This window comes from Sphaerotilus hippei, from assembly GCF_003201595.1.
Classification (GTDB): Bacteria; Pseudomonadota; Gammaproteobacteria; order Burkholderiales; family Burkholderiaceae_C; genus Sphaerotilus; species Sphaerotilus hippei.
In genome coordinates, this window is sequence record NZ_QJJS01000003.1 from 1 (window position 1) to 20,627 (window position 20,627).

The 20,627-nt window shown below is 69.8% G+C and carries 20 protein-coding genes and 2 pseudogenes; 9 read left to right on the top strand and 13 right to left on the bottom strand.

Going from position 1 to position 20,627, the window contains the following annotated elements; translation table 11 throughout:
* Positions 1–152 (top strand): annotated as a pseudogene (locus C7444_RS03715) (IS5/IS1182 family transposase); the annotation flags it as partial.
* A gap of 77 nt (positions 153–229) precedes the next feature.
* Here the strand turns inward: C7444_RS03715 and C7444_RS03720 are convergent.
* Both C7444_RS03720 and C7444_RS03725 read right to left on the bottom strand, forming a co-directional pair.
* Positions 230–490 (bottom strand): DUF2789 domain-containing protein, encoded by a 261-nt coding sequence (locus tag C7444_RS03720; RefSeq protein WP_110399783.1) that lies wholly within the window; start codon positions 488–490, stop codon positions 230–232.
* Positions 491–578: 88 nt separating this feature from the next.
* Positions 579–1,565, bottom strand: coding sequence for a LysR family transcriptional regulator (locus C7444_RS03725; RefSeq protein WP_110399493.1), 987 nt, complete (start codon positions 1,563–1,565; stop codon positions 579–581).
* Between the two features lie 109 nt (positions 1,566–1,674).
* Between C7444_RS03725 and C7444_RS20950 the strand changes: the two are divergent.
* A pseudogene (locus C7444_RS20950) lies at positions 1,675–1,833 on the top strand (DUF2917 domain-containing protein); the annotation flags it as partial.
* Between the two features lie 59 nt (positions 1,834–1,892).
* Here C7444_RS20950 and C7444_RS03735 read toward each other — a convergent pair.
* The 3 genes from C7444_RS03735 to C7444_RS03745 form a co-directional block, all read right to left on the bottom strand.
* Entirely contained in the window at positions 1,893–2,288 is a 396-nt protein-coding gene (locus C7444_RS03735) for a TfoX/Sxy family protein (RefSeq protein ID WP_110399495.1), read from the bottom strand.
* 117 nt (positions 2,289–2,405) lie between these two features.
* Complete coding sequence (locus tag C7444_RS03740) at positions 2,406–3,800, bottom strand: dicarboxylate/amino acid:cation symporter (protein ID WP_110399496.1); 1,395 nt, start codon at positions 3,798–3,800, stop codon at positions 2,406–2,408.
* A 70-nt stretch (positions 3,801–3,870) separates the two neighbouring features.
* The gene (locus C7444_RS03745) at positions 3,871–4,569 is read right to left on the bottom strand and encodes a riboflavin synthase subunit alpha (RefSeq protein WP_110399497.1); all 699 of its coding nucleotides are present in this window, start codon (positions 4,567–4,569) and stop codon (positions 3,871–3,873) included.
* Positions 4,570–4,819: 250 nt separating this feature from the next.
* Here C7444_RS03745 and C7444_RS03750 point away from each other — a divergent pair, with 250 nt between their 5' ends.
* Positions 4,820–5,968: a DNA alkylation repair protein gene (locus C7444_RS03750; RefSeq protein WP_110399498.1), complete on the top strand. Its 1,149-nt coding sequence runs from the start codon at positions 4,820–4,822 to the stop codon at positions 5,966–5,968.
* A gap of 12 nt (positions 5,969–5,980) precedes the next feature.
* Here C7444_RS03750 and C7444_RS03755 read toward each other — a convergent pair whose 3' ends face one another.
* The 3 genes from C7444_RS03755 to C7444_RS03765 are packed head-to-tail and all read right to left on the bottom strand — an operon-like array spanning position 5,981 to position 8,340.
* A complete protein-coding gene (locus C7444_RS03755; protein ID WP_110399499.1) occupies positions 5,981–6,334 on the bottom strand; it encodes an ArsC family reductase in 354 nt (117 codons plus the stop codon).
* Positions 6,335–6,382: 48 nt separating this feature from the next.
* Positions 6,383–7,276: an NADPH-dependent 7-cyano-7-deazaguanine reductase QueF gene (queF, locus tag C7444_RS03760; protein ID WP_110399500.1), complete on the bottom strand. Its 894-nt coding sequence runs from the start codon at positions 7,274–7,276 to the stop codon at positions 6,383–6,385.
* A complete protein-coding gene (locus tag C7444_RS03765; protein ID WP_110399501.1) occupies positions 7,273–8,340 on the bottom strand; it encodes a ligase-associated DNA damage response exonuclease in 1,068 nt (355 codons plus the stop codon). Before C7444_RS03765 ends, queF begins: the two co-directional genes overlap by 4 nt.
* A 148-nt stretch (positions 8,341–8,488) precedes the next feature.
* Here C7444_RS03765 and C7444_RS03770 point away from each other — a divergent pair, with 148 nt between their 5' ends.
* The 5 genes from C7444_RS03770 (at position 8,489) to C7444_RS03790 (ending at position 13,851) form a co-directional block, all read left to right on the top strand.
* Positions 8,489–9,937 carry a S41 family peptidase gene (locus tag C7444_RS03770; RefSeq protein WP_110399502.1) on the top strand — a complete coding sequence of 483 codons (1,449 nt, stop codon included), beginning with the start codon at positions 8,489–8,491 and terminating at the stop codon, positions 9,935–9,937.
* A 14-nt stretch (positions 9,938–9,951) separates the two neighbouring features.
* Positions 9,952–10,728 carry a HesA/MoeB/ThiF family protein gene (locus C7444_RS03775; RefSeq protein ID WP_110399503.1) on the top strand — a complete coding sequence of 259 codons (777 nt, stop codon included), beginning with the start codon at positions 9,952–9,954 and terminating at the stop codon, positions 10,726–10,728.
* A 38-nt stretch (positions 10,729–10,766) separates the two neighbouring features.
* Positions 10,767–11,663 (top strand): LOG family protein, encoded by an 897-nt coding sequence (locus C7444_RS03780; protein ID WP_110399784.1) that lies wholly within the window; start codon positions 10,767–10,769, stop codon positions 11,661–11,663.
* Between the two features lie 19 nt (positions 11,664–11,682).
* Complete coding sequence (rocF, locus tag C7444_RS03785; protein WP_110399504.1) at positions 11,683–12,603, top strand: arginase; 921 nt, start codon at positions 11,683–11,685, stop codon at positions 12,601–12,603.
* 96 nt (positions 12,604–12,699) lie between these two features.
* Positions 12,700–13,851 carry a GNAT family N-acetyltransferase gene (locus tag C7444_RS03790; RefSeq protein ID WP_170130618.1) on the top strand — a complete coding sequence of 384 codons (1,152 nt, stop codon included), beginning with the start codon at positions 12,700–12,702 and terminating at the stop codon, positions 13,849–13,851.
* Positions 13,852–13,863: 12 nt separating this feature from the next.
* Here the strand turns inward: C7444_RS03790 and C7444_RS03795 are convergent, their stop codons facing one another.
* From C7444_RS03795 to C7444_RS03810, 4 genes are all read right to left on the bottom strand, one after another.
* Complete coding sequence (locus tag C7444_RS03795; RefSeq protein ID WP_170130619.1) at positions 13,864–14,928, bottom strand: glycosyltransferase family 2 protein; 1,065 nt, start codon at positions 14,926–14,928, stop codon at positions 13,864–13,866.
* A 13-nt stretch (positions 14,929–14,941) separates the two neighbouring features.
* Positions 14,942–15,901 carry a polysaccharide deacetylase family protein gene (locus tag C7444_RS03800; protein ID WP_170130620.1) on the bottom strand — a complete coding sequence of 320 codons (960 nt, stop codon included), beginning with the start codon at positions 15,899–15,901 and terminating at the stop codon, positions 14,942–14,944.
* Positions 15,902–16,142: 241 nt separating this feature from the next.
* Positions 16,143–17,594 carry a DEAD/DEAH box helicase gene (locus C7444_RS03805; RefSeq protein WP_110399508.1) on the bottom strand — a complete coding sequence of 484 codons (1,452 nt, stop codon included), beginning with the start codon at positions 17,592–17,594 and terminating at the stop codon, positions 16,143–16,145.
* 454 nt (positions 17,595–18,048) lie between these two features.
* Positions 18,049–18,861: a mechanosensitive ion channel family protein gene (locus tag C7444_RS03810; RefSeq protein ID WP_110399509.1), complete on the bottom strand. Its 813-nt coding sequence runs from the start codon at positions 18,859–18,861 to the stop codon at positions 18,049–18,051.
* Between the two features lie 222 nt (positions 18,862–19,083).
* Between C7444_RS03810 and C7444_RS03815 the strand changes: the two genes are divergently transcribed.
* A complete protein-coding gene (locus tag C7444_RS03815) occupies positions 19,084–20,292 on the top strand; it encodes a GGDEF domain-containing protein (protein ID WP_110399510.1) in 1,209 nt (402 codons plus the stop codon).
* A gap of 19 nt (positions 20,293–20,311) precedes the next feature.
* Here the strand turns inward: C7444_RS03815 and C7444_RS03820 are convergent, their stop codons facing one another.
* The gene (locus tag C7444_RS03820; RefSeq protein ID WP_110399511.1) at positions 20,312–20,548 is read right to left on the bottom strand and encodes an RNA-binding S4 domain-containing protein; all 237 of its coding nucleotides are present in this window, start codon (positions 20,546–20,548) and stop codon (positions 20,312–20,314) included.
* Positions 20,549–20,627 lie beyond the last annotated feature (79 nt).

Genomic DNA, 20,627 nt, shown 5'->3' on the forward strand with positions numbered 1-20,627 from the left:
AGCGCAGTTTCGGCTGGCTGTCGCGGTTTCGTCGGCTCAGCCGCGATTTCGAGCGCTTGCCTCAGGTGCTGGCCAGTTTGCATTTCGTGGTCTTCGCCATCCTCATGCTCCCCAAGGCCGCAGCGGTGCTGGCTTCGGGGGGAAGTTCATAACACGCTCTAGAGGCTTGTGGGGCCGGCGTGGGTGATGTCGGTGCATGGCAGCGATGTCCGCCGCGCATGGCCGGGCCTCAGGTCGGCGTCTGCTCCGGGCACCAGGGCTCCCGCAGGCGGGCGTCGAGCCGGTCGATCAGGATGGCCCAGTCCGCGTCCCGCGCGAGCTCGCTGCGCAGGAAGGCGCGCTGGGTGTCGCTCCAGAAGGGCGCCTCCTCGAGCAGGATGCTCTCGTCGAGCGGCGAATGCGCGGCCAGGAAGGACTCGATCGAGCGGCTGTCGTCGTCCAGGCCCAGCTGGGCGAACAGCTCGACCACGGTGTGTTGGGGTGTGTTCATCATGATGAACATGGTGCGCGCGCCGCCGCGGGCGGGCTGTCGGTGCGCGCCGGCATCGCCTGTCGGTCCTGTCCTACCCGGGGCGGGCTCAGTCGCCGTGCGCGCCCGTGTCCACGTCGGGGGCATCGCCGATGGCCTGCCGGGTCAGCGCGGCCTCCTCGAGCACCCAGCGCGTGAAGGCCTCGACCTCGGGCCGCCGTGATCCGCCGGCCAGCGGCACCAGCCAGTAGCACCAGGTCGACCAGCGTCGCCCGGCCGCACCGAAGGGCTCGATCAGGTCGCCCCGTTCGAGCACGTCGTGCACCATCGCCAGCCTGGCCAGCGCCACCCCCTGGCCGGCGATGGCCGCCTGGGTCTGCTGGTGGGTGTAGTTCATCGTGATGCGCCGCCGCGGGGTCAGCTGCTCCAGCCCCAGCGGGGCCAGCCAGGCGGTCCAGGCCTGGGCCGCCGCGGCCACGCTGCCGTCGTCCATCTCGACCAGCGTGTGGCCGCTCAGGTCGCCGGGCTGCTGCAGCGGCGGGGCGTCGCCGCGGGCGATGGCCTCGGCCAGCCGCACGCCGATCACCGGCGTGAGCAGGTCGCCGAACAGGCGCACCGCGCCGGGGGGCGCATGTTCCGGACGGCAGCCGCGCAGCGCGAGGTCGAGTTCCTCGTCGTCGACCTCGATCAGCCGGTCGGTGGCCGACAGCCGGATGTCGGCCCCGGGGTGGTCACGCTCGAAGTCGGGCAGGCGCGGCATCAGCCACAGCGTCGCGAAGGACGGGAAGGTGGTCACGCTCACCGAGGCCCGGCTGCGGCTCAGCCGGATCTGGCGCACCGCGCTGTCGATCTTGCCCAGCGAGGGCTCGACCGCCCGCAGCAGCGAGCGCCCGGCCTGCGTGAGCTCGACCTTGCGGGTGCCGCGCTGGAACAGCGCCGCGCCGAGTTCCTCCTCGAGCGCCTTGATCTGGCGGCTGACGGCGGGCTGGGTGAGGTGCATCTCCTCGGCCGCGGCGCTGAAGCTCAGCAGGCGCGCGACCGCCTCGAAGCTGCGCAGGACATCCAGGGAGAGCGGGCGCTGTCTCAGCATATTCATGACGAGCGATTATGAATGAGCGCCGCCGATCTCATTGGATCCGTTCGGCGATCCGCTGCAAGATCAAGCCATCGATCCCAGGATCGGCAACAGGAGATTCATGATGGAAATGCATCTGACGAGCGCCCGGGGCTGGCGCGTGGAACACGACGGCGAACTGCGGATCCTGGGGGCCTGTGCCTGGGTGACCCGGGCCGGCGATGCCGAGGACCACGTGATGGCCCCGGGAGCGGTGCTGCCGGTGCGGCGCGGCCAGTGGCTGACGCTCGAGCCGTGGCGGCCGGGCCAGGTGGTGCGGGCGCGGCTGCTGCCGCGCGGCACCCGCCCTCAGTGGCTGCGGCGTGCCGGCCGGGCGGTCCTGGCCGCGGTGGCCGGAGGCCTGGCGACGGGCCTGCTGGTCCTGGCCCGCAGGGCGGCTTCCATCGCCCGGCGCGCCCAGGGGCCCATCTGCACCGGTGAGTCCATGGCCTCGTCGGGCGCGCTGAAGTAGCTCATCACCGCCTGCCGGCCGCCGGCACGGGTGTACTCGAAGGGGCTGCAGCCGGCCTGCACGAACAGCTCCCGCGTGATCGGGTCGGCCTTCAGGAACAGCCGGTCCGACACGATCAGCGCGACGAACAGCTCGTCCGCATAAAGGCCCCAGCCGCCGAACATGCGGCGCGCCCGCACGCTGCCCAGCGGGGCGAGCAGCTCCTGGCACCAGGCGACGAAGTCCTTGGACATGCGGTTTCTCCTTGCCTCGGGCCCGCCAGTGTAGGCCGGCCGGTGGCGCTGCCCGGCGCGCGGAAAAAAGGCCGGCCCCGATCCGGGGCCGGCCTGTGCAGAGGGCGTGAGCCGGGCTCAGCGCGCGTTCGGCGCCGCCTCGTGCGCGGCCGAGGGCAGGGACTGGCCGACGGCGGCCAGGGCCTGCTCGAGCGACTGTTCCTGGCCCTCGGGCATCGGCACGCCGCCGATCAGCGCGTCATCGAGCTTCTCGGTGTCGAGCTGGCCGCACCACTTGGCCACCACCAGCGTGGCCACGCCGTTGCCGATCAGGTTGGTCAGCGCACGCGCCTCGCTCATGAAACGGTCGATGCCCAGGATCAGCGCCAGGCCGGCCACCGGCACGCCACCGACGGCCGACAGCGTGGCCGCCAGCACGATGAAGCCCGAGCCGGTCACGCCGGCCGCGCCCTTGGAGGTCAGCAGCAGCACGGCCAGCAGCGTCAGCTGCTGGGTCAGCGTCATCGGGGTGTCGGTGGCCTGGGCGATGAAGACCGCGGCCATCGTCAGGTAGATCGAGGTGCCGTCCAGGTTGAACGAATAACCCGTCGGGATCACCAGGCCCACCACCGACTTCTCGGCGCCGGCGTGTTCCATCTTGCGCATCATGCGCGGCAGCACCGACTCGCTCGACGAGGTGCCCAGCACGATCAGCAGCTCTTCCTTGATGAACTTGATGAAGCGGATGATCGAGAAGCCGTGCACCCGGGCGATGCCGCCCAGCACCACCAGGATGAAGATCAGGCAGGTGCCGTAGAACGCACCCATCAGCTGGGCCAGCTGCATCAGCGTGCCCACGCCGTACTTGCCGATGGTGAAGGCCATCGCGCCGAAGGCGCCGATCGGGGCGACCTTCATGATCGCGCCGACGATGGCGAACAGCACGTGCGACAGCTTGTCGATGAAGGTGAAGACCATGTTGTGCTTGCCGCCGAACTTCTGCAGCGCGAAGCCGAACATGACCGAGAACAGCAGCACCTGCAGGATGTCACCCTTGGCGAAGGCGTCCACCACGCTGCTGGGGATGACGGCGAGCAGGAAGTCGACCGTGCCCTTCATCTTGCCCGGCTCGACGTAGGCGGCGATGCCCTTGGTGTCGAGCGCGGAGACGTCCACGTGCATGCCCGCACCCGGCTGCAGCAGGTTGACCACCAGCAGGCCGATCAGCAGCGCCACGGTCGAGACCACCTCGAAGTACAGCAGCGCCAGGCCGCCGGTCTTGCCGACCTTCTTCATGTTCTCCATGCCGGCGATGCCCAGCACGACGGTGCAGAAGATGATCGGCGCGATGATCATCTTGATCAGCTTGATGAAGCCGTCGCCCAGCGGCTTCATCTGCGTGCCCAGCTCGGGCATGAAGTGGCCCAGGCCGATGCCGATGGCGATGGCCACCAGCACCTGCACGTACAGGGACTTGTAGATCGGCTGGGAGGTGGAGCGCCCAGTGCTCTGGGCTGTGATGGAGGCGGTCATGGATACAGGGTTTTCATTGACAGGGTTTACACCAGTCTATGAGCCGATCCACGACTTGCACTTGTGGGCTCTACGTAGCGGAATTCACGGACAGCCCGGCCAGATCCACCCCATCCCGGGCCAGCAGCCGCTCCAGCGCGGGCAGCAGCGGCCCCAGCCGCTCCTCGAGCGTCTCGCGCACCGTGTCGACCATGACCTGGGTGCTGCGCTCGATCTCCACGTTCAGCGCCGCCCCGGCGGCCTGGGCGCCGAAGGTGGTCTGGCGCAGCGTCTCGGGGATCAGCCAGACCTCGAACCAGCCGGCGCGGCGGTCGGCCTCGGCCACCGTCAGGCTGGCGCCGTTGATCGCGATGTAGCCCTTGGCGAACACGTAGCGCATCCAGGGCGCAGGCACGCCGATGCGCAGCACGTGGTTGTTCTCCGGCTGGCGCACCTCGAGCACGGTGGCCTGGAAGTCGACATGGCCCGACAGCGGGTGGCCGCCGATCTCGACCCCGTCGCGCGCGGCGCGCTCGACGTTGAGGCGGCTGCCGACCTGCAGCGCGCCCAGCGTGGTCAGGTTCAGGCTCTGCTGCATCACGTCGAACAGCGCCCGCTGCGGGCCGTCGTGCGCGGTGACGGTCAGGCACACGCCGTCGCAGGCGACGCTTGCGCCGATCTCCTGGCCGTCGATGAAACCGGGCGGGAACTCGAGCGTGAAGCTGCGCAGACCGGGCCGGTCGGTGAGGGCCACGACGGTGGCGACGGCTTGGACGATGCCTGTGAACATGGTGCGGAACGGAGCAAGGGGGAGGGCCGACGGCCGCACCGGCCTGGAGCCGGTGGTGGACGCGGGAAGGTGCCGGCGAGCTTAGCAGCGCCGCGCCGGCCGCGTCTGCGCTGGGTCAGGCGCGGTGGCGCGGCGATGTCCGGGGGCGCGAGGCCGGTGAAGGACGCTGGTGCAGGACGCCGGTGCGTGGCTCAGGGGAATGGCGCAGGGGAGGGCTCGGGGGCCCGGGCGGCTGTGCGAAGCTGTCGGGATGGCTGAACCTTTCAAGTTGCTGATCAACGAGGCCGTGGTCACGGCGCTGGCCCACCACCTGCAGCGGGTGGCTGGTACCGGCGCCTTCGATGCGGCCGCCTTCCGTCACCGGGCGCTCGACGGGCTGGACACGCTCGAGCTCAAGGCACGCGCGGGCCATGTCGCCTCGGCACTCGAGGCGCATCTGCCGGCCGACTTCGACCGGGCCGCCGGCTGGCTGGAGGCGACGCTGGGTGAGGTCATCCCGCCCGATCTGCAGGTGCTGCCCCCGCGTGACCTGGCGCAGGGCATGGGCGGCTGGGGCCTGTGGCCGATGACCGAGTTCGTCGCGCGGCGCGGGCTGGCCGATCCGGAGCGGGCCCTGCAGGCGCTGCATGCGATGACCCGGCGTTTCACCGCCGAGTGGGCGGTGCGGCCTTTCCTGCTCGAGCACCCGGCGCTGACCCTGGCCACCTTCGAGCGCTGGTGCCGCGACCCGAGCGCCCATGTGCGCCGGCTGGTCAGCGAGGGCAGCCGGCCGCGCCTGCCGTGGGGCGTGCAGCTCAGGCCGCTGATCGCCGATCCGGCGCCGACGCTGTCCCTGCTGGCGGCGCTGCAGGATGATCCGAGCGCCTATGTGCGGCGCTCGGTGGCCAATCACCTCAACGACATCGCCAAGGACCATCCCGAGGTGGTCGTGCAGTGGCTGGAGCGCCATCTGGAGTCGGCCTGCGATGATCGGCGCGTGCTGCTGCGCCACGCCAGCCGCACGCTGATCAAGCAGGGCCACGCCCGGGCGCTGGCCTGCTGGGGGCTGGGCCGGGCGTTCGAGGGGCGGGTGGCCTTCGCCGTGTCGCCCGCGCGCATCGTGCTGGGCGAGGCGGTGGGGCTCGAGTTGCAGCTGCAGTCGCTGGCCCGCCAGCCCCAGGCGCTGGAGGTCGACTACGTGGTCCACCACGTCGGGGCGGGCGGCCGGGCTCGGCCCAAGGTGTTCAAGGGCTGGAAGCTGACGCTCGCCCCCGGCGAGGCGCGCACGCTGAGCCGCCGCCACGTGATGCGTCCGGTGACGACCCGGCGCTACTACCCCGGCGAGCACCGGGTCGAGCTGCAGGTCAACGGCCAGCGCTGCGGCGAGGCGGCCTTCGAGCTGTGCTGCGGCCCGGGCTGAGTCCGACGGGCCTCAGAGCCGGTCGGCCCAGGCCTGGGCATCGAAGCCCACGCTGAAGCGGCCGTCCGGCCAGGCCACCACCGGGCGCTTGATGACGCTGGCCTGCTCCAGCATCAGCGCCCGGGCGCTGGCGGCGTCGACGATGCCCGCCTTCACGCCGTCGTCGAGCCGGCGCCAGGTCGTGCCCTGGCGGTTGAGCAGTCGCTCCCAGCCCAGGGCCTCGATCCAGCGGTCCAGCGCCTCGGCCGGCACGCCCTGCTTGCGCAAGTCGTGGAACCGGCTGGGCACGCCCTGGGCGTCCAGCCAGGCGCGGGCTTTCCTGACGGTGTCGCAGTTGGGGATGCCGTGCACGGTGGTGGTGTTCATCGGGGATGCGTTCTGGAGTGGGAAGGCTGGTGCCGGCTCACGGTCGGCTCACTGCCGGGCGGTGCGCACATTGGCCGGCACCATCTCCGGGTGGCTGCTGCGCCAGGGGTTGATGTCGAGCCCGCCGCGGCGGGTGTAGCGCGCGTAGACCATCAGCCGCACCGGGTGGCAGCGCGCCATGATGTCGGTGTAGATGCGCTCCACGCACTGCTCGTGGAACTCGTTGTGGTTGCGAAAGCTCACCAGGTAGCGCAGCAGGCCGGCGTGGTCGATCGGCGCGCCGCTGTAGCGGATCTGCACGCTGCCCCAGTCGGGCTGGCCGGTGACCAGGCAGTTGCTCTTGAGCAGGCGCGAGTGCAGCGTCTCCTCGGTGTCGGCCTGGCTGGTGTCCACGCCGAGCAGGCCGGGGTCCGGCTCGTACTGGTCGCAGTCGAGGTCGAGCCGGTCCAGGCTGGTGCCCTCGAGCTCGATCACCCGCTGGGCCTCGAACTGCTCGGGCAGCACCAGCCGCACGCCCACCCGCAGTCCGCAGGCCGCGCTCAGGTCGGCCACCAGCCGGTCGCGCACCACGTCGGCCGACTCGAAGCGGCTCATGTTGAAGCTGTTGAGGTAGAGCTTGAAGGACTTGCTCTCGATGATGGCCGGGGACTCGCAGGGCACGGTGATCGTGGCCAGCGCGATCTGCGGCTTGCCGCGCGGGTTCAGCCAGGACAGCTCGTAGGCCGTCCACAGATCGCAGCCGAGGAAGGGCAGCGTGCCGCCCAGGCCGAGCTCTGCCCGCTTGGTGTCCCGGGTGATGGGGAACAGCAGGCTCGGGTCGTACTGGTCGCGGTAGGCGGCCACCTGGCCCAGCGGCGAGGCGCTGGCGTCTTCGGCCGGCGCCGCTTGGGCGGGAGCAACGGGGGCCACGCGGGCTGGGGTCGTGTCGGGAGAGGTCGTCATGCGGTGGTTTCCGGGTCGGCCGTGATCCTAACGCCAGTGCCGACGCCCGTGCCGGGCGGGCCGGCCTGCAGCCCCTGTTCCAGCAGCCAGCGCACGAGGATGTACTCGTCGCCGTGGGTGACGATCACCCGGCCGGCGCCGCTGGCCCGGATGGCTGCCTGCAGCCCGGGCCAGTCGGCGTGGTTGCTCAGCACGAAACCCCGCGACGTGCCCGCCCGCTGGCGGGCACCCCGCACCCGGGTCCAGCCGCTGGCGAAGGCGGTGTCGATCTCGGGCGCCGCGGCGCGCCAGCGGCTGCCGTCGGCCGTCGGCGGGGCGATGATCAAGGCGCCGCGCCGGTCCGGGCCGCCCAGCAGGTCGTCGATCGACCGGGTGGGCGGCAGCACGACGCCGTGGTGGCGGTAGACCCGGTTGATCGCCTCGACGGCCGGGTGCACGCCGATCGGGCCGATCGACGCATCGATCCCGCCCAGCAGTTGCTGGGCCTTGCCCAGGCTGTAGGCCTGCAGCAGGCTGGTGCGGCCTTCGGCGGCGTTCAGGCGCCACCAGTGGTTGATCTGCTCGAACACCCGGGCGGCGGCGGGCCAGCGGTAGATCGGCAGCGCGAAGGTGGATTCGGTGATGAAGCAGTCGCAGCGCACCGGCTCGAAGGGCGCGCAGCTGGCGTTGTCGGCGTGGTGCTGCCGGTGGTGCTCGGCCGAGCCCGGCCGGGTGTCACCGCGCAGGTAGTAGTCGCCCGAGGCCACCCAGACCCGGCCCGCATGCGCCAGCCGCACCTGGGCCGAGCCGAGCACGTGGCCGGCCGGGTGCAGGCTGACCCGCACGCCATGGTGCTCGACCGACTCGCCCGGGCCCAGCGCCTGCACCGTCACCGGTCCCAGCCGCTCGCGCAGCAGATCGGCGGTGGCCGCGGTCGCGAGGTAGTGGCGGTGGCCGCCGCGGGCGTGGTCGGCATGGGCGTGGGTGATCACGGCCCGCTCCACCCGGCGCAGCGGATCGATGTGGAAATCGCCCGCCGGGCAGTAGAGGCCTTCGGGTCGGCGCACCACCAGATCGTCCTGCATGCGCCGATGCTAGCCAGTGCGGCGGCGCTCGTGTCGAAGCGGGCCTTTTTGCACGTCGACTTCACCGCGACGCCCCAGGGGAGAGCAGGGCGCGCCCTATACTGAGGCCCTGTGGATCGTGTGCGCGGCAAGCGTCAAAGGTGTGAGCATGGGTAGCAAGTTGAAGGTCGCGGGCTGGCTGGCCCTCGGAGCGGTCGCCGGCGCGTTGACGACGATGCAGCTGCAGGCCACCGCACGCAGCTCCATGTCGCCGCTGCCGATCGAGGAGATGCAGCAGATGGCCGCGGTGTTCGACCTGGTCAAGCGCTCCTACGTCGAGCCGGTCGACGAGAAGAAGCTCATCCGTGACGCGATCGGCGGCATGGTGTCCGGGCTGGATCCGCACTCGGTCTACTTCGAGGGCCAGGCCTACAAGGAATTCCGCGAAGGCATCAGCGGCAAGTTCACCGGCGTGGGCATCCAGATCGAGATGGAGGACGGCCTGGTCAAGGTGGTCTCGCCGATCGAGGGCTCGCCGGCCTTCCGTGCCGGCATCGCCTCGGGTGACCTGATCACGCGCATCGATGACGCGGCGGTCAAGGGCCTGACGATGGACCAGGCCGTCAAGCGCATGCGCGGCCCCAGCGGCACCAAGGTCATGCTGACCGTGTTCCGCAAGAGCGAGAACCGCAGCTTCCCGGTCTCCATCCTGCGCGAGGAGATCAAGAACAAGAGCGTGCGCTCCAAGGTGGTCGAGCCCGGTTATGCCTGGATCCGCATCAACCAGTTCCAGGAGCCGACGCTGCGCGACTTCTCCGAGCAGCTCAAGGACATCTTCAAGCAGGAGCCCGGCCTGAAGGGGCTGGTGCTCGATCTGCGCACCGATCCGGGCGGCCTGCTCGACACCGCCGTCGGCGTGTCGGCCGCCTTCCTGCCGCGTGACGTCGTCGTGGTCAGCACCAACGGCCAGGTGGCCGAGGCGCGCAGCACGCTGAAGGCCTCGCCGACCTACTACTCGCGTGACGGCAGCGACCTGCTGGCGGGCCTGCCGGCGCTGGTCAAGTCGGTGCCGGTGGTGGTGCTGGTCAACGAGAGTTCGGCCTCGGCCAGCGAGATCGTCGCCGGCGCGCTGAAGGACCACAAGCGCGCGGTCATCATGGGCTCGCAGACCTTCGGCAAGGGCTCGGTGCAGAGCGAGATCAACCGCCTGCCGCTGCCCAACACCTCGCTGAAGATCACGACGGCACGTTATTACACGCCGTCGGGCCAGTCCATCCAGGCCAAGGGCATCGTGCCCGACGTGCTGGTCGACGAGACCGCCGAAGGCAGCCCGTTCGCCGCACTGCGCATGCGCGAGGCCGACCTCGATCGCCACCTCACCGCCTCCGGCGAGGCCGACAAGAAGGATGCCGCCCGCGAGAAGGCGCGCGAGGAGGCCCTGCGCAAGCTGGAAGAGGCCAACGCGAAGAACAAGGATGCCAAGCCGCCGCGCCTGCCCGAGTTCGGTTCGCCCGAGGACTTCCAGCTGCAGCAGGCGCTCAACCGCTTGAAGGGCAAGCCGGTCCTGGTCTCCAAGACCCAGACCGAGCGCAAGGTCGACGAACCCAAGGCCAACTGATCTTGTCCGGCGGGATGACCGACGGGCAGCTGCTGCGCTACAGCCGCCACATCCTGCTCGACGCGGTGGGCATCGAAGGCCAGGATCGGCTGCTCGCCGCGCACGCGCTGGTGATCGGTGCCGGCGGGCTGGGCTCTCCGGCGCTGCTCTACCTGGCCAGCGCCGGGGTCGGCCACCTCACGGTGGTGGACCACGACACCGTCGACCTGACCAATCTGCAGCGCCAGATCGTGCACCAGGAAGACCGGGTCGGCGAGCTCAAGGCCGTCTCGGCGGCGCGCACGCTGCAGGCGCTGAACTCGGAGATCCGCATCGACGTGGTCAGCGAGCGGGCCGACGCGTCGCTGCTCGACCGCCTGGTGCAGGCCGCCGACATCGTGCTCGACTGCAGCGACAACTACCCGACCCGCCAGGCGGTGAACGCCGCCTGCGTGCGCTGGCGCCGTCCGCTGGTCTCGGCGGCGGCCATCGGCCTGGATGGCCAGATCTCGGTGTGGGACACGCGCGAGCCGGACCAGCCCTGTTATGCCTGCGTCTTCCCGCCCGCCGATGCGGTCGACGAGGTGCGCTGCGCGACGATGGGGGTGCTGGCGCCGCTGGTGGGCATGATGGGCAGCCTGCAGGCGCTGGAGGCCATCAAGCTGCTGGCACGCACCGGCTCCAGCCTGGCCGGGCGCCTGCTGATGGTCAGCGGCCTGACGCTGGACTTCGACCAGATCCGCGTGGCGCGGGACCCCGCCTGTCCCGTCTGCGGCGCACGACACACGAACGACGCCCGCCCGTCACCCTGACGGTTCAGCGGCCATGATCCGGCGGTATGCTGGATGCCATGGACAAACCCTCTGAACTCGTCGCTCGCAATTTCCCCACTGCCGAGGAAGAAGCCCTGGCGCTGACGCCTCCGTCGCGTTACGGGGGTCCCGAAAGTGCCTACCGCCTGGCCTTCACCGACGAAGCCTTCCTGCTTCGCGAGGAGCTGCGGCCGGTGCGCATGCAGCTCGAGCTGCTCAAGCCCGAGATGGTGCAGCGCGAGCTGCACATCGAGTCCACCATCGTCATCTTCGGCAGTGCGCGCATCCTGTCCGAGGAGCAGGCCCGTGCCGCGCTGCTGGCCGCGGGCGATGATGCCGTCGCGCTCAAGCGTGCGCAGTCCCAGCTGGCGATGAGCCGCTACTACGAGGAGGCGCGCCGCTTCTCGTCGCTGGTCACGCAGCGCTCGCCGGGGCTGGAGTACCCGATCCACGTGGTCACCGGCGGCGGCCCGGGCATCATGGAGGCGGGCAACCGCGGGGCCCACGAGGTGGGGGGGCGCAGCATCGGCCTGAACATCGTGCTGCCCCACGAGCAGGAGCCCAACCCCTACATCACGCCGGAGCTGTGTTTCCAGTTCCACTACTTCGCGCTGCGCAAGATGCACTTCCTGATGCGTGCCATCGCGCTGGTGTGCTTCCCGGGCGGCTTCGGCACGCTCGACGAGCTCTTCGAGGTGCTGACCCTGGTGCAGACCAAGAAGGTGCGCCACCGTCCGGTGCTGCTGTTCGGGCGTGCCTTCTGGGAGAAGCTGGTCAACTTCGACCACCTGGTCGAGTCCGGCATGATCGGCGCGCAGGACATGGAGCTGATCCACTTCGTCGAGTCGGCCGAGGAGGCCTGGGACGTGATCGTGCGCCTGTACGGACTGATGCCCACCGACAGCGGCATGGGCGAGCTGTCGGTCGATGTCTGAGGCACTGGAGGTCCATGCCATGAGCCTGTCCCGCCCCCTCAGCCTGATCGGCGTGCCCACCGACATCGGCGCCAGCGTGCGGGGGGCTTCGATGGGCCCCGAGGCGCTGCGCGTGGCGCAGTTGCAGGCCCGCCTCGAGGCCCATGGCCTGACGGTGCATGACCTCGGCAACCTGCCCGGGCCGGCCAATCCATGGCTGCCCCCGCGTGACGGCTACCGCCACCTCGACGAGGTGGTGCAGTGGAACCGCTCGGTGCATGACGCCGTGTTCGAGGCGTTGCAGCGGGGCCATCTGCCGGTCATGCTGGGCGGCGACCACTGCCTGGCGATCGGCTCGATCAGTGCGGTGGCGCGCCATTGCCGCGAGCAGGGCAAGCGCCTGCGGGTGCTGTGGCTGGATGCGCATGCCGACTTCAACACCAGCGCCATCACCCCCAGCGGCAACGTGCACGGCATGCCGGTGGCCTGCCTGTGCGGCCACGGCCCGGCCGGGCTGACGACCCTCGGGGGTGTCGTGCCGGCCATCTCGCCCAAGGTCGTGCGCCAGATCGGCATCCGCAGCGTCGACCCCGGCGAGAAGCGCTTCGTGCACGAGCAGGACCTCGAGGTCTTCGACATGCGCTACATCGACGAGAGCGGCATGCGCCACACGATGGAGCTGGCGCTGGCCACGCTCGACGAGAACACCCACCTGCACGTGAGCTTCGACGTCGACTTCCTCGACCCCGACATCGCCCCGGGCGTGGGCACGACGGTGCCCGGCGGGCCGACCTACCGCGAAGCGCAGCTCTGCATGGAGATGATCGCCGACACGGGGCGGCTGGCCTCGCTCGACGTGGTCGAGCTCAACCCGGCGCTGGACCTGCGCAACCGCACCGCGGAGCTGGCGGTCGACCTGATCGAGAGCCTGTTCGGCAAGAGCACGCTGATGCGCAAGTGAGCAGGCTGCAAGGGTTCCGGTCGATCTGATTTACAATTAGAAACAACATGGAATACCCTCCTTGCGCCGGATGGCATGAGCCCTGACCGTCTTCCCGTGAACGTCACCTGGAGTGAGCTGCCGGCTCCTGCCGAACTGGAGCGTCGCTGGCGGGGGCTGGAGTGCAAGGCCGACGCCAGCTTCTTCATCACCTGGGCATGGATCGGCCTGTGGCTGGAGCGACTGCCCGAGGGCGTCCGGCCACGCCTGTTGCAGGCCTGCCTCGGCGATCGGGTGGTCGGCCTGGCGGTGGTCGTCAGGGGCCCGGTGCGCCGCCGTGCCGGACTGCCGATCTGCGAGACCTGGCATCTGCACGCCACCGGCCAGCCATCGCTGGATTCGCTGACGATCGAGCACAACGATTTCCTGATCGATCGCGACGGTGGCGACGAGGTGCGTGGCGCGATGCTGGCTCACTGGGTGAGCCAAGCGGGTGCCTCTGCCGAATTTTCCCTGCCCGGCGTGTCGCCCGCGGTCTGGCACGGCGAGCTGCACCGGTTCGCCGCACGGGGCCTGTGCCGCGAAGATCATCTGCGCCCGTCCTACACGACCGACCTGCGTGTGCTCCGGGATCAGGGGCTCGATGCACTGTCGCTGCCCAGCAACCGCACGCGCACCCAGATCCGGCGCAGCATCAAGGAGTACGCGACGCTCGGCGATGTCACGCTCGACGAGCCGGCCAGCCTGGAGCAGGCGCTGCAGTGGCTGGACGCGCTGGCCGAACTGCACCAGTCCCACTGGACCTCGCGGGGGCAGCCGGGCGCGTTCTCGAATCCGTTCTTCCTCGGCTTCCACCGCGAGATGATGCGCCGCTGCTGGGCCGACGGCACGGCCGAGGTGCTGCGGGTGCGTGCCGGCCCGCATGCGCTGTCCTACCTCTACAGCTTCGTGCACCGGGGTCGGGTGCTGCATTACCAGGCGGGTCTAGAGTACGGTCTCATCGGCAAGCTGGCCAAGCCGGGGCTGGTCTCGCACGTGATCGCCTCGCGCCACCACATCGCCAAGGGACGCGACATCTACGACTACATGGTGGGTGACTCGCGCTACAAGGATGTGCTGTGCAACCGGCCGGAGCAGCTGCAGTGGACCTGCCTGCGCACCCGGTCCTGGCGCCTGCGGGCCGAAAGCACCTTGCGGCGCTGGCGTGACGCCTGCCGCCGCCGCGTGGCGCCCGTCGCGGCAGCCGCAGAGCCGGCCGACGAATCCTGAGCGCCCGCCGGATCAGGCGATGCCGCGACGCTTGCGGCCGAGCCGCATCGCCTGGACCAGCCAGGTCGGGGTCAGCACCTTGAACAGGATGCGCAGCACCGCCTCCGACATGTGGCCATGCCGGATCACGCAGCGGGCCAGCAGCTTGAGCGCCTCGGTGCGCTCGGTCTGGGCGCGTGCATCGGCCGACCACAGGCAGTAGTCGGCCAGTTCCCGGCTGAAGCGGTGGTGCTCACGCATGTAGAACGCCGGATTGCGGTGGCAGATGCGTTCGGCCACATGCAGGATGTCGGCCATCGAGCGGGCCCGGTGGCGCGCCGACGACATCTGCTGAGGCGACAGGCGGTAGTTCAGCAGCGGCCATTCGATGTAGCCGAACTGGCCCACCCGCGAGGCGCGGCTGAGCCAGTCCCAGTCGCACATGGTGCGCGCCTGCTCGTCGAAGTTGCCGGCCAGGCGCAGCAGGCTGCGACGGAACATCACGGTCGGTGGATGGACGAAGTTGCCGTGGGCCAGTGCCTCGAAGACATCCCCGCGGCAGGTCGCCAGCGTCGTCGGCCAGGTCGTTCCGGCCGGCGGGGCCTCACCCCAGTCGGGCTGCATGCTCTCGTGGCAGGGGTAGAGGCTGCGCACGCCCCGGGGGGACTGGCCGATCGTGCTGTAGTAGGCCGCGGCATGCGACGGGCTGACCGGTCCGCTGGCATTGAAGGCGCTGAAGTCGCTGGAGCACAGCACCACGTCCTGGTGCTCGTGCAGGTACTGCACCTGCACGGCCAGGCGGTGCGGGTGACAGAGGTCGTCGGCATCCATCAGCGCGATGAATTCGCCCCGGGCGGCCTCGATGCCGGTCTTGCGCGCGCCCGCCAGGCCGTGGTTGGGCTGGTGGATGGCGCGCACGCGGTCACCGTAACGGGCCAGCACCTCGGCGGTGTCGTCGGTCGAGCCATCGTCGACGACGATGATCTCGGTCGCGGGCCAGGATTGCAGCAGCAGCGCGTCGAGCGTCTCGGCGAGGGTCGAGGCGGCATTGAAGGCCGGAATGACGACGCTGACCAGGGAAGAGGCGTTGGAGCTCATGGATGGCAGGCGATCAGGTGGCACACGCGGCGCCGCGGAAACGACCCATACGCCACATGCGGGCGACGGTGCGGATGGCATCGGGCTCGTTCACGACAAAACGGGGCAGCTGGTGGCGGTCCGACTGCGAGGTGGCCACGCCCACGGCCGTCGACACCGCCACCTCGTAGCCTGCCGACGCCACCAGGGCCGCATGATGGCGGGTGTAGTCCTGGTCAGGCTTGCCGTTCGGATAGGCGAAGGTGCACGGGCGCTGATCGGTGATCGTGGTCAGCTCGTCCCGGTTGGTGATGATCTCGTGCGCGGCATCCTCGGGGTCGAGCGAGGCCAGGATGGGGTGATTGACGGTGTGGCCACCGATGTCGACTCCTTGCCGAGCCAGCGACCGCACCTGTTCCCGCGTCATCATCACCGTGTCCGGCAGTGCGCCGTCGGCCATGTGGATCAACTGGTCGCACAGCGTGTCGCGGCGTGCCGTCGACAGGTATTTCAGCGCATGGGTCAGCTTGCGGATCAGCACGCGCCGGCTGGCGAGGTCCGACAGCTCGAACGGACCGATGCCGAAGGCCGACAGCTCGTGGCGGCCGGTGGGCAGGCGCCGCACCGCCTCGATGACCGTGTCGTTGAACATCCGGCCACGATCGAGGAAGCCGGTGGCGACGAAGATCGAGGCGGGCATGCCGGCGCGGCGCAGCATCGGCCAGGCGATGTCGTGGTTGTCCCGGTAGCCGTCGTCGAAGGTGATGCAGGCCGCGGCCCGTGGCAGCGTGCCGTCGCGCAGCCGGATCGCCGCTTCATGCAGCGGCAGCACGGTGAAATGGTCGCCCAGTGCCTTCAGCTGCATGGCCAGCTGGCGTGCGTCAGGCACCTGGGGCTGCAACGGATCGGGCTGCTCCAGGATCCGGTGGTACATCAGGATGGGCAGTGCGCACTCGGCCTGACGGTACTGGGTGTTGACAAGCCAACTGAGCAAGGGACGAGCAACGCTGTACATGAAGGGGGGCATCAAGTCGGCTCGCAGCCTTGACGGAGGGTCCGGAGACGCAGCGGCGTCAGTGGATGTGGCGATGATGTCCCGGACATGGATGATCGATCGTACGATAGATCAAGACAGGATACTTTTCGTTGCAGGAACTCCAGGCACAAAAAAAGCGGCCGAAGCCGCTTTTTTCATGGATCGCACCACAGCCGCCAAGCGGCCGGGATCGGGTCGATCAGCGTGCGCGCTCGGGGCGCGGACGGCCACCGGCCGACGGGTGGGCGCTGCGCGGGCGGTCGCCGAAGGCCGGACGCGAAGGGGCGCCGAAGCCGCCGGGCTGGTGGCCCGGACGGGGGCCGCGGTGGCCTTCCGGACGGAAGCCGGCAGGTGCGTCACCACGCGAATCGCGGCGATCGCCTTCGTAGCCACGCGGACCGCCACGGCCGCCAGGAGCCGCACGGCGACCCGGATGGCCCATGTCACGGCGCGGGCCGCTGCGCATGCTCATGTCGGGAGCGGGACGCTCCGGCTCCAGGCCTTCCAGCACCGTGACCGGGATGGCTTGCGTCGTGAACTGCTGGATGCGGCGGATCATCGACACGTCGCGGCGCTCGGCCAGCGTGACGGCCTTGCCCGAGCGACCGGCACGGCCGGTGCGGCCGATGCGGTGCACGTAGTCCTCGGCCTTCATCGGCAGGCCGAAGTTGATCACGTGGCTGATCGTCGGCACGTCGATGCCGCGGGCGGCCACGTCGGTGGCGACCAGGATGCGCAGCTCGCCGCGGCGCAGGGCCATCAGCGTGCGGGTGCGGCGGCCTTGCGGCATGCCGCCGTGCAGCGGGGCCACGGCATGGCCGAGGTCGTACAGGTGGGCGGCCAGTTCGTCGGCGTCACGCTGCGTGCTGGTGAAGACCACCGCCTGCTGCATGTCACGTTCGGTCAGCAGGCGCTCCAGCAGGGCGGCCTTGTGATCCAGGCTGTCGGCCCACAGCAGCTGCTGCTCGATGTTGTCGTGCGTGTCGGTGTGGCTGGTGATCTCGATGCGCAGCGCGTCGTCGCGCAGGATCTGGTCGGCCAGTCGGCCGACCTGGCCGGCGAAGGTGGCGCTGACCATCACGGTCTGGCGCGATTCGGGCAGCGCGGCGGCGATGCGCTCGATGTCCTCGATGAAGCCCATGTCCAGCATGCGGTCGGCTTCGTCGAGGATCAGCATCTCGACCTGGCTCAGGTTGGCCTTGCCGCTCTCGAGGTGATCGATCAGGCGACCCGGGGTGGCGATCAGCATGTCGAGCTGGCCACGCAGGGCCTGCAGCTGGGCGCCGTAGGGCACGCCACCCACGACGGTCGCGACCTTCAGGCCGGTGACGTGGTTGCCGTAGGTCGAGGCGGCCTTGGAGACCTGCAGCGCCAGTTCACGGGTCGGTGCCAGCACGAGGATGCGCGGGCCGCTGACCGCGCCCTTGGGGCGGCGCTTGGTGGGGTCCTGGCGGGCGGCCAGCACACGTTGCAGGGCCGGCAGCACGAAGGCCGCCGTCTTGCCGCTGCCCGTGTTCGAGCAGACGCGCAGGTCCTGGCCTTCGAGGGCCGGGGGAATGGTCTGGGCCTGGACTTCCGTGGGGTTCTCGTAACCGGAGTCGGTCAGGGATTTCAGGAGGACTTCGTGCAGGCCGAGGGTTTCAAACGTCATGGTGTATGTGCTCTGTTGGCCGTCGTCGCGACGATCGGCCGGGTGGAGTGCCCCGTCGCCGAATGGCAACGAGAACAAGGCGGGCAAGCCACCACAGCGCGTCATCCGTCACGCGCAATGTCGGCAAGAAGGCGTCCATGCGCCTGGGGAATCAGCCCACCGGGGTCGAACAGCATCGCCGCCGACCGCGCCTGCATGCCCACCCCGGCAGGAGAACTGCCAGGCGCTGGAGGATGAGGGAAAACGGGAAGGCCAGAGGGGATGTACGGAACTATGCGGCGAACCGTAGCTCAGCGCAGCCGCCAATTATAGGGTATTTCCGTGTGGACGGTCCAGCACGATCTGGGTTTCCGCATCAGAGTCCGTTCCTTCACGAAAAAAAGGCCACCCAGGGGGATGGGTGGCCGTGCGGCGTCCGTCGCCAGCGTGGCGACGGGGTGGCGCTGGAGGATCTTCAGGCCTGCGTGACCCGGTGGATCTGGGTCGAGGCCGGGGCCGGCCAGCCGGCTTCCTTGCCGACCCGGGCGATCGCCTCGTTGGTGTCGAAATAGACCTGCCAGTAGTGGTCGGTGTGGGTGTAGGGGCGCACCGAGATCACCGGGCCTTCGAGCTTGAAGTCCAGCAGGTTGACTTCCGGGGCCGGGCTGGTCGCCACGTTCGGGATCTGGGCGATGGCCGCCTTCAGTCGCACGATCGCGTCGAGCGGGTCGACGCTGCCGGCCAGCTGGGCCGTGCGTTCGACGCGGCGCACCGGCATGTGCGAGTAGTTCTGGATCGTGTCGCCGAACACCTTGCCGTTGCCCACCAGCGTGTAGACGTTGTCGGGCGTCAGCAGCGTGGTGGCGAACAGGCCGAGTTCGGTCACCGTGCCGGTGATGCCGCCGACGCTGACGAAGTCACCGACCTTGAACGGCCGCAGCACCAGCATGAAGGCGCCTGCCGCGAAGTTGCCGAGCATGCCGCTCCAGGCCGCGCCGATCGCCACGCCCGCGCCGGCCAGCATGGCGGCGAACGAGGTGGTCTGGATGCCGAAGTAACCCAGGATGCCCAGCACCAGCGTGATGTTGAGCGCGATGGCGACGATCGAGCCCAGGTACTTCGTCAGGGTCGGGTCGACCTGGTTGCGGTTCATGGCCGCCTGCATCAGCGTGACGACCTTGCCGATCAGCCAGCGGCCGACGATCCAGAAGATGATCGCGGCCCCGACCTTGATGAGCAGTTCGATGGCCGTGGTGCTCAGAAACGTGTTGATGGTCTGCATGTCCATGGACAGATTCCTCCTGTAAATGTGTGATCCCCCGGATGGGCATTAGAACGCAAAAACATGAAAAATCGCACACTCCAAGGGGTCTTTGCGGGCGTGTGGCCGTGTACACAATTTCCGATCCGGGCTCCGGATGTCAATACAGTGTGTGATTTGCCGAATCGGGAGTGATGATGTCCGCCCGCTGCGCCGATACTCGTGCATTGGTATGAACTTGCTGTGTCCATGACCGCTGAACTTCCTGCGCTGCTGACTGCGCTGCTCCTGTCTTTGCTTGTCCTGGTGGGCGTCGCGTCGGCCGCGGTGCTGACGGCGCGGCTCTCGCTGGCTGGGCGACGCCACGGCCTGTTCGAGTGGATGACCGCCAGCGTGCTGGCGGTGGGCAGCCTGGCCTGCCTCGTCGCGCTGACCCGCCTGACCTCGACCGATCAGCAGGTGCTGGTCGGGCTGGCCGGGCATGGGCTGTTTGCCGGTGCGACGGCGGTCTGGTCCATGGGCCTGCATCGCAGCGCCCGGGGCGTGGGCTGGGCCGGCGCCGAGTGGTGGCTGGTCGCAGCCGTGCTGCTGGCCCTGCCGGTGCTGACGCTGGGCCCCGTCGACGCCGGGGTGCGCGCCTTGCTGCTGGCGGCCTGTGATGTGGTGCTGCTGATCCCGGGCCTGTGGGTGCTGTGGCGCCCGGTCGAGAATGCCGCGCAGGCGCTCGGCTCCGCCCGCCTGCTGCTGCCGCTGATCATGCTGATGCGGCTGGCCCCTGCCGCCCTGGCGCTGCAGACCGTCGTGCCCCTGTCCTCCGGCTGGCCGGGTCCGGTCGATCCCGTGGTCGCGGCCCTGACGCTGGTGGCGCTGGTCACGGCCATGGGCTGGTCGCTGCTGCTGGCGCGCCTCGACCTGGCGACCCGCCGCATCAAGGACACCGCCAGCCACGACTCGCTCACCGGCTGCCTCAACCGCAGCACGGCCGACGCGCTGCTCGAGCATCAGCTGCTGCTGGCTCGCCGCAGCCGCGAGTCGGTGGCGCTGGTGCTGATCGACATCGACGGGTTTTCGGTCGTCAACCGCCGCCATGGCCGCCGTGTCGGCGATCTGGTGCTGCAGACCTTTGCCGAGGTGGTGCGCAGCCGCCTGCGTTCCTCCGACGTGTTCTGCCGCCTGGGCGGGGAGGAGTTCGCGATGGTGCTGCCCGCCACCGACGCGCCGGGTGCTCGCCGCCTGGCCGAGGACGTGCGTGCGGCGGTGCTGGCCATGGAGGTGATCACGCCCGGGGCGACCGTGCAGATCAGCATCTCCGCCGGCCTGGCGATCGCCGCGCCGGACGCCTCCACCTCGCTCGAGCGCCTCTACGAGCGGGCGGAAGACGCCCTGCGCCGGGCCAAGCAGTACGGCAGCAACCGGGTCGAGCAGGCGTCGGTGGAGATGGTGCTCGTCAGCGGCTGAGGCCGCGGGCGCAGGGCGCTCAGGCCGCGTCGCCGGAGGTTTCCCGGCTCACCACGATGCGCTGGCCGAGGGCCTCGACGACCTGGCCCGGCCGGATCTTGCACGAGCGGCGCTGCTCGACGAGCCCGTCCACCCGCACGCCGCCGTCCTGGATCAGCACCTTGGCCGCTCCGCCGCTGTGCACGACGCTGGTGGCCTTCAGCAGCGCATCGAGGGCCAGGAAATCGGTGTGCAGGGCGAAGGTGGTGGTGGTCACGGGTTCAGGCTCTCGAGCAACGGGCGCGCAGTGTGCCACGCCGGTCGGCCCTGTGCGCCGGCTTCCGTGCCGGCTGCGC

Bases quoted from the DNA above. Each gene is read 5' to 3' on its own strand.
- C7444_RS03720 (WP_110399783.1), bottom strand. From the start codon at position 490: ATGAACACACCCCAACACACCGTGGTCGAGCTGTTCGCCCAGCTGGGC.
- C7444_RS03725 (WP_110399493.1), bottom strand. From the start codon at position 1,565: ATGAATATGCTGAGACAGCGCCCGCTCTCCCTGGATGTCCTGCGCAGC.
- C7444_RS03735 (WP_110399495.1), bottom strand. From the start codon at position 2,288: ATGTCCAAGGACTTCGTCGCCTGGTGCCAGGAGCTGCTCGCCCCGCTG.
- C7444_RS03740 (WP_110399496.1), bottom strand. From the start codon at position 3,800: ATGACCGCCTCCATCACAGCCCAGAGCACTGGGCGCTCCACCTCCCAG.
- C7444_RS03745 (WP_110399497.1), bottom strand. From the start codon at position 4,569: ATGTTCACAGGCATCGTCCAAGCCGTCGCCACCGTCGTGGCCCTCACC.
- C7444_RS03750 (WP_110399498.1), top strand. From the start codon at position 4,820: ATGGCTGAACCTTTCAAGTTGCTGATCAACGAGGCCGTGGTCACGGCG.
- C7444_RS03755 (WP_110399499.1), bottom strand. From the start codon at position 6,334: ATGAACACCACCACCGTGCACGGCATCCCCAACTGCGACACCGTCAGG.
- queF (WP_110399500.1), bottom strand. From the start codon at position 7,276: ATGACGACCTCTCCCGACACGACCCCAGCCCGCGTGGCCCCCGTTGCT.
- C7444_RS03765 (WP_110399501.1), bottom strand. From the start codon at position 8,340: ATGCAGGACGATCTGGTGGTGCGCCGACCCGAAGGCCTCTACTGCCCG.
- C7444_RS03770 (WP_110399502.1), top strand. From the start codon at position 8,489: ATGGGTAGCAAGTTGAAGGTCGCGGGCTGGCTGGCCCTCGGAGCGGTC.
- C7444_RS03775 (WP_110399503.1), top strand. From the start codon at position 9,952: ATGACCGACGGGCAGCTGCTGCGCTACAGCCGCCACATCCTGCTCGAC.
- C7444_RS03780 (WP_110399784.1), top strand. From the start codon at position 10,767: ATGGACAAACCCTCTGAACTCGTCGCTCGCAATTTCCCCACTGCCGAG.
- rocF (WP_110399504.1), top strand. From the start codon at position 11,683: ATGAGCCTGTCCCGCCCCCTCAGCCTGATCGGCGTGCCCACCGACATC.
- C7444_RS03795 (WP_170130619.1), bottom strand. From the start codon at position 14,928: ATGAGCTCCAACGCCTCTTCCCTGGTCAGCGTCGTCATTCCGGCCTTC.
- C7444_RS03805 (WP_110399508.1), bottom strand. From the start codon at position 17,594: ATGACGTTTGAAACCCTCGGCCTGCACGAAGTCCTCCTGAAATCCCTG.
- C7444_RS03810 (WP_110399509.1), bottom strand. From the start codon at position 18,861: ATGGACATGCAGACCATCAACACGTTTCTGAGCACCACGGCCATCGAA.
- C7444_RS03815 (WP_110399510.1), top strand. From the start codon at position 19,084: ATGACCGCTGAACTTCCTGCGCTGCTGACTGCGCTGCTCCTGTCTTTG.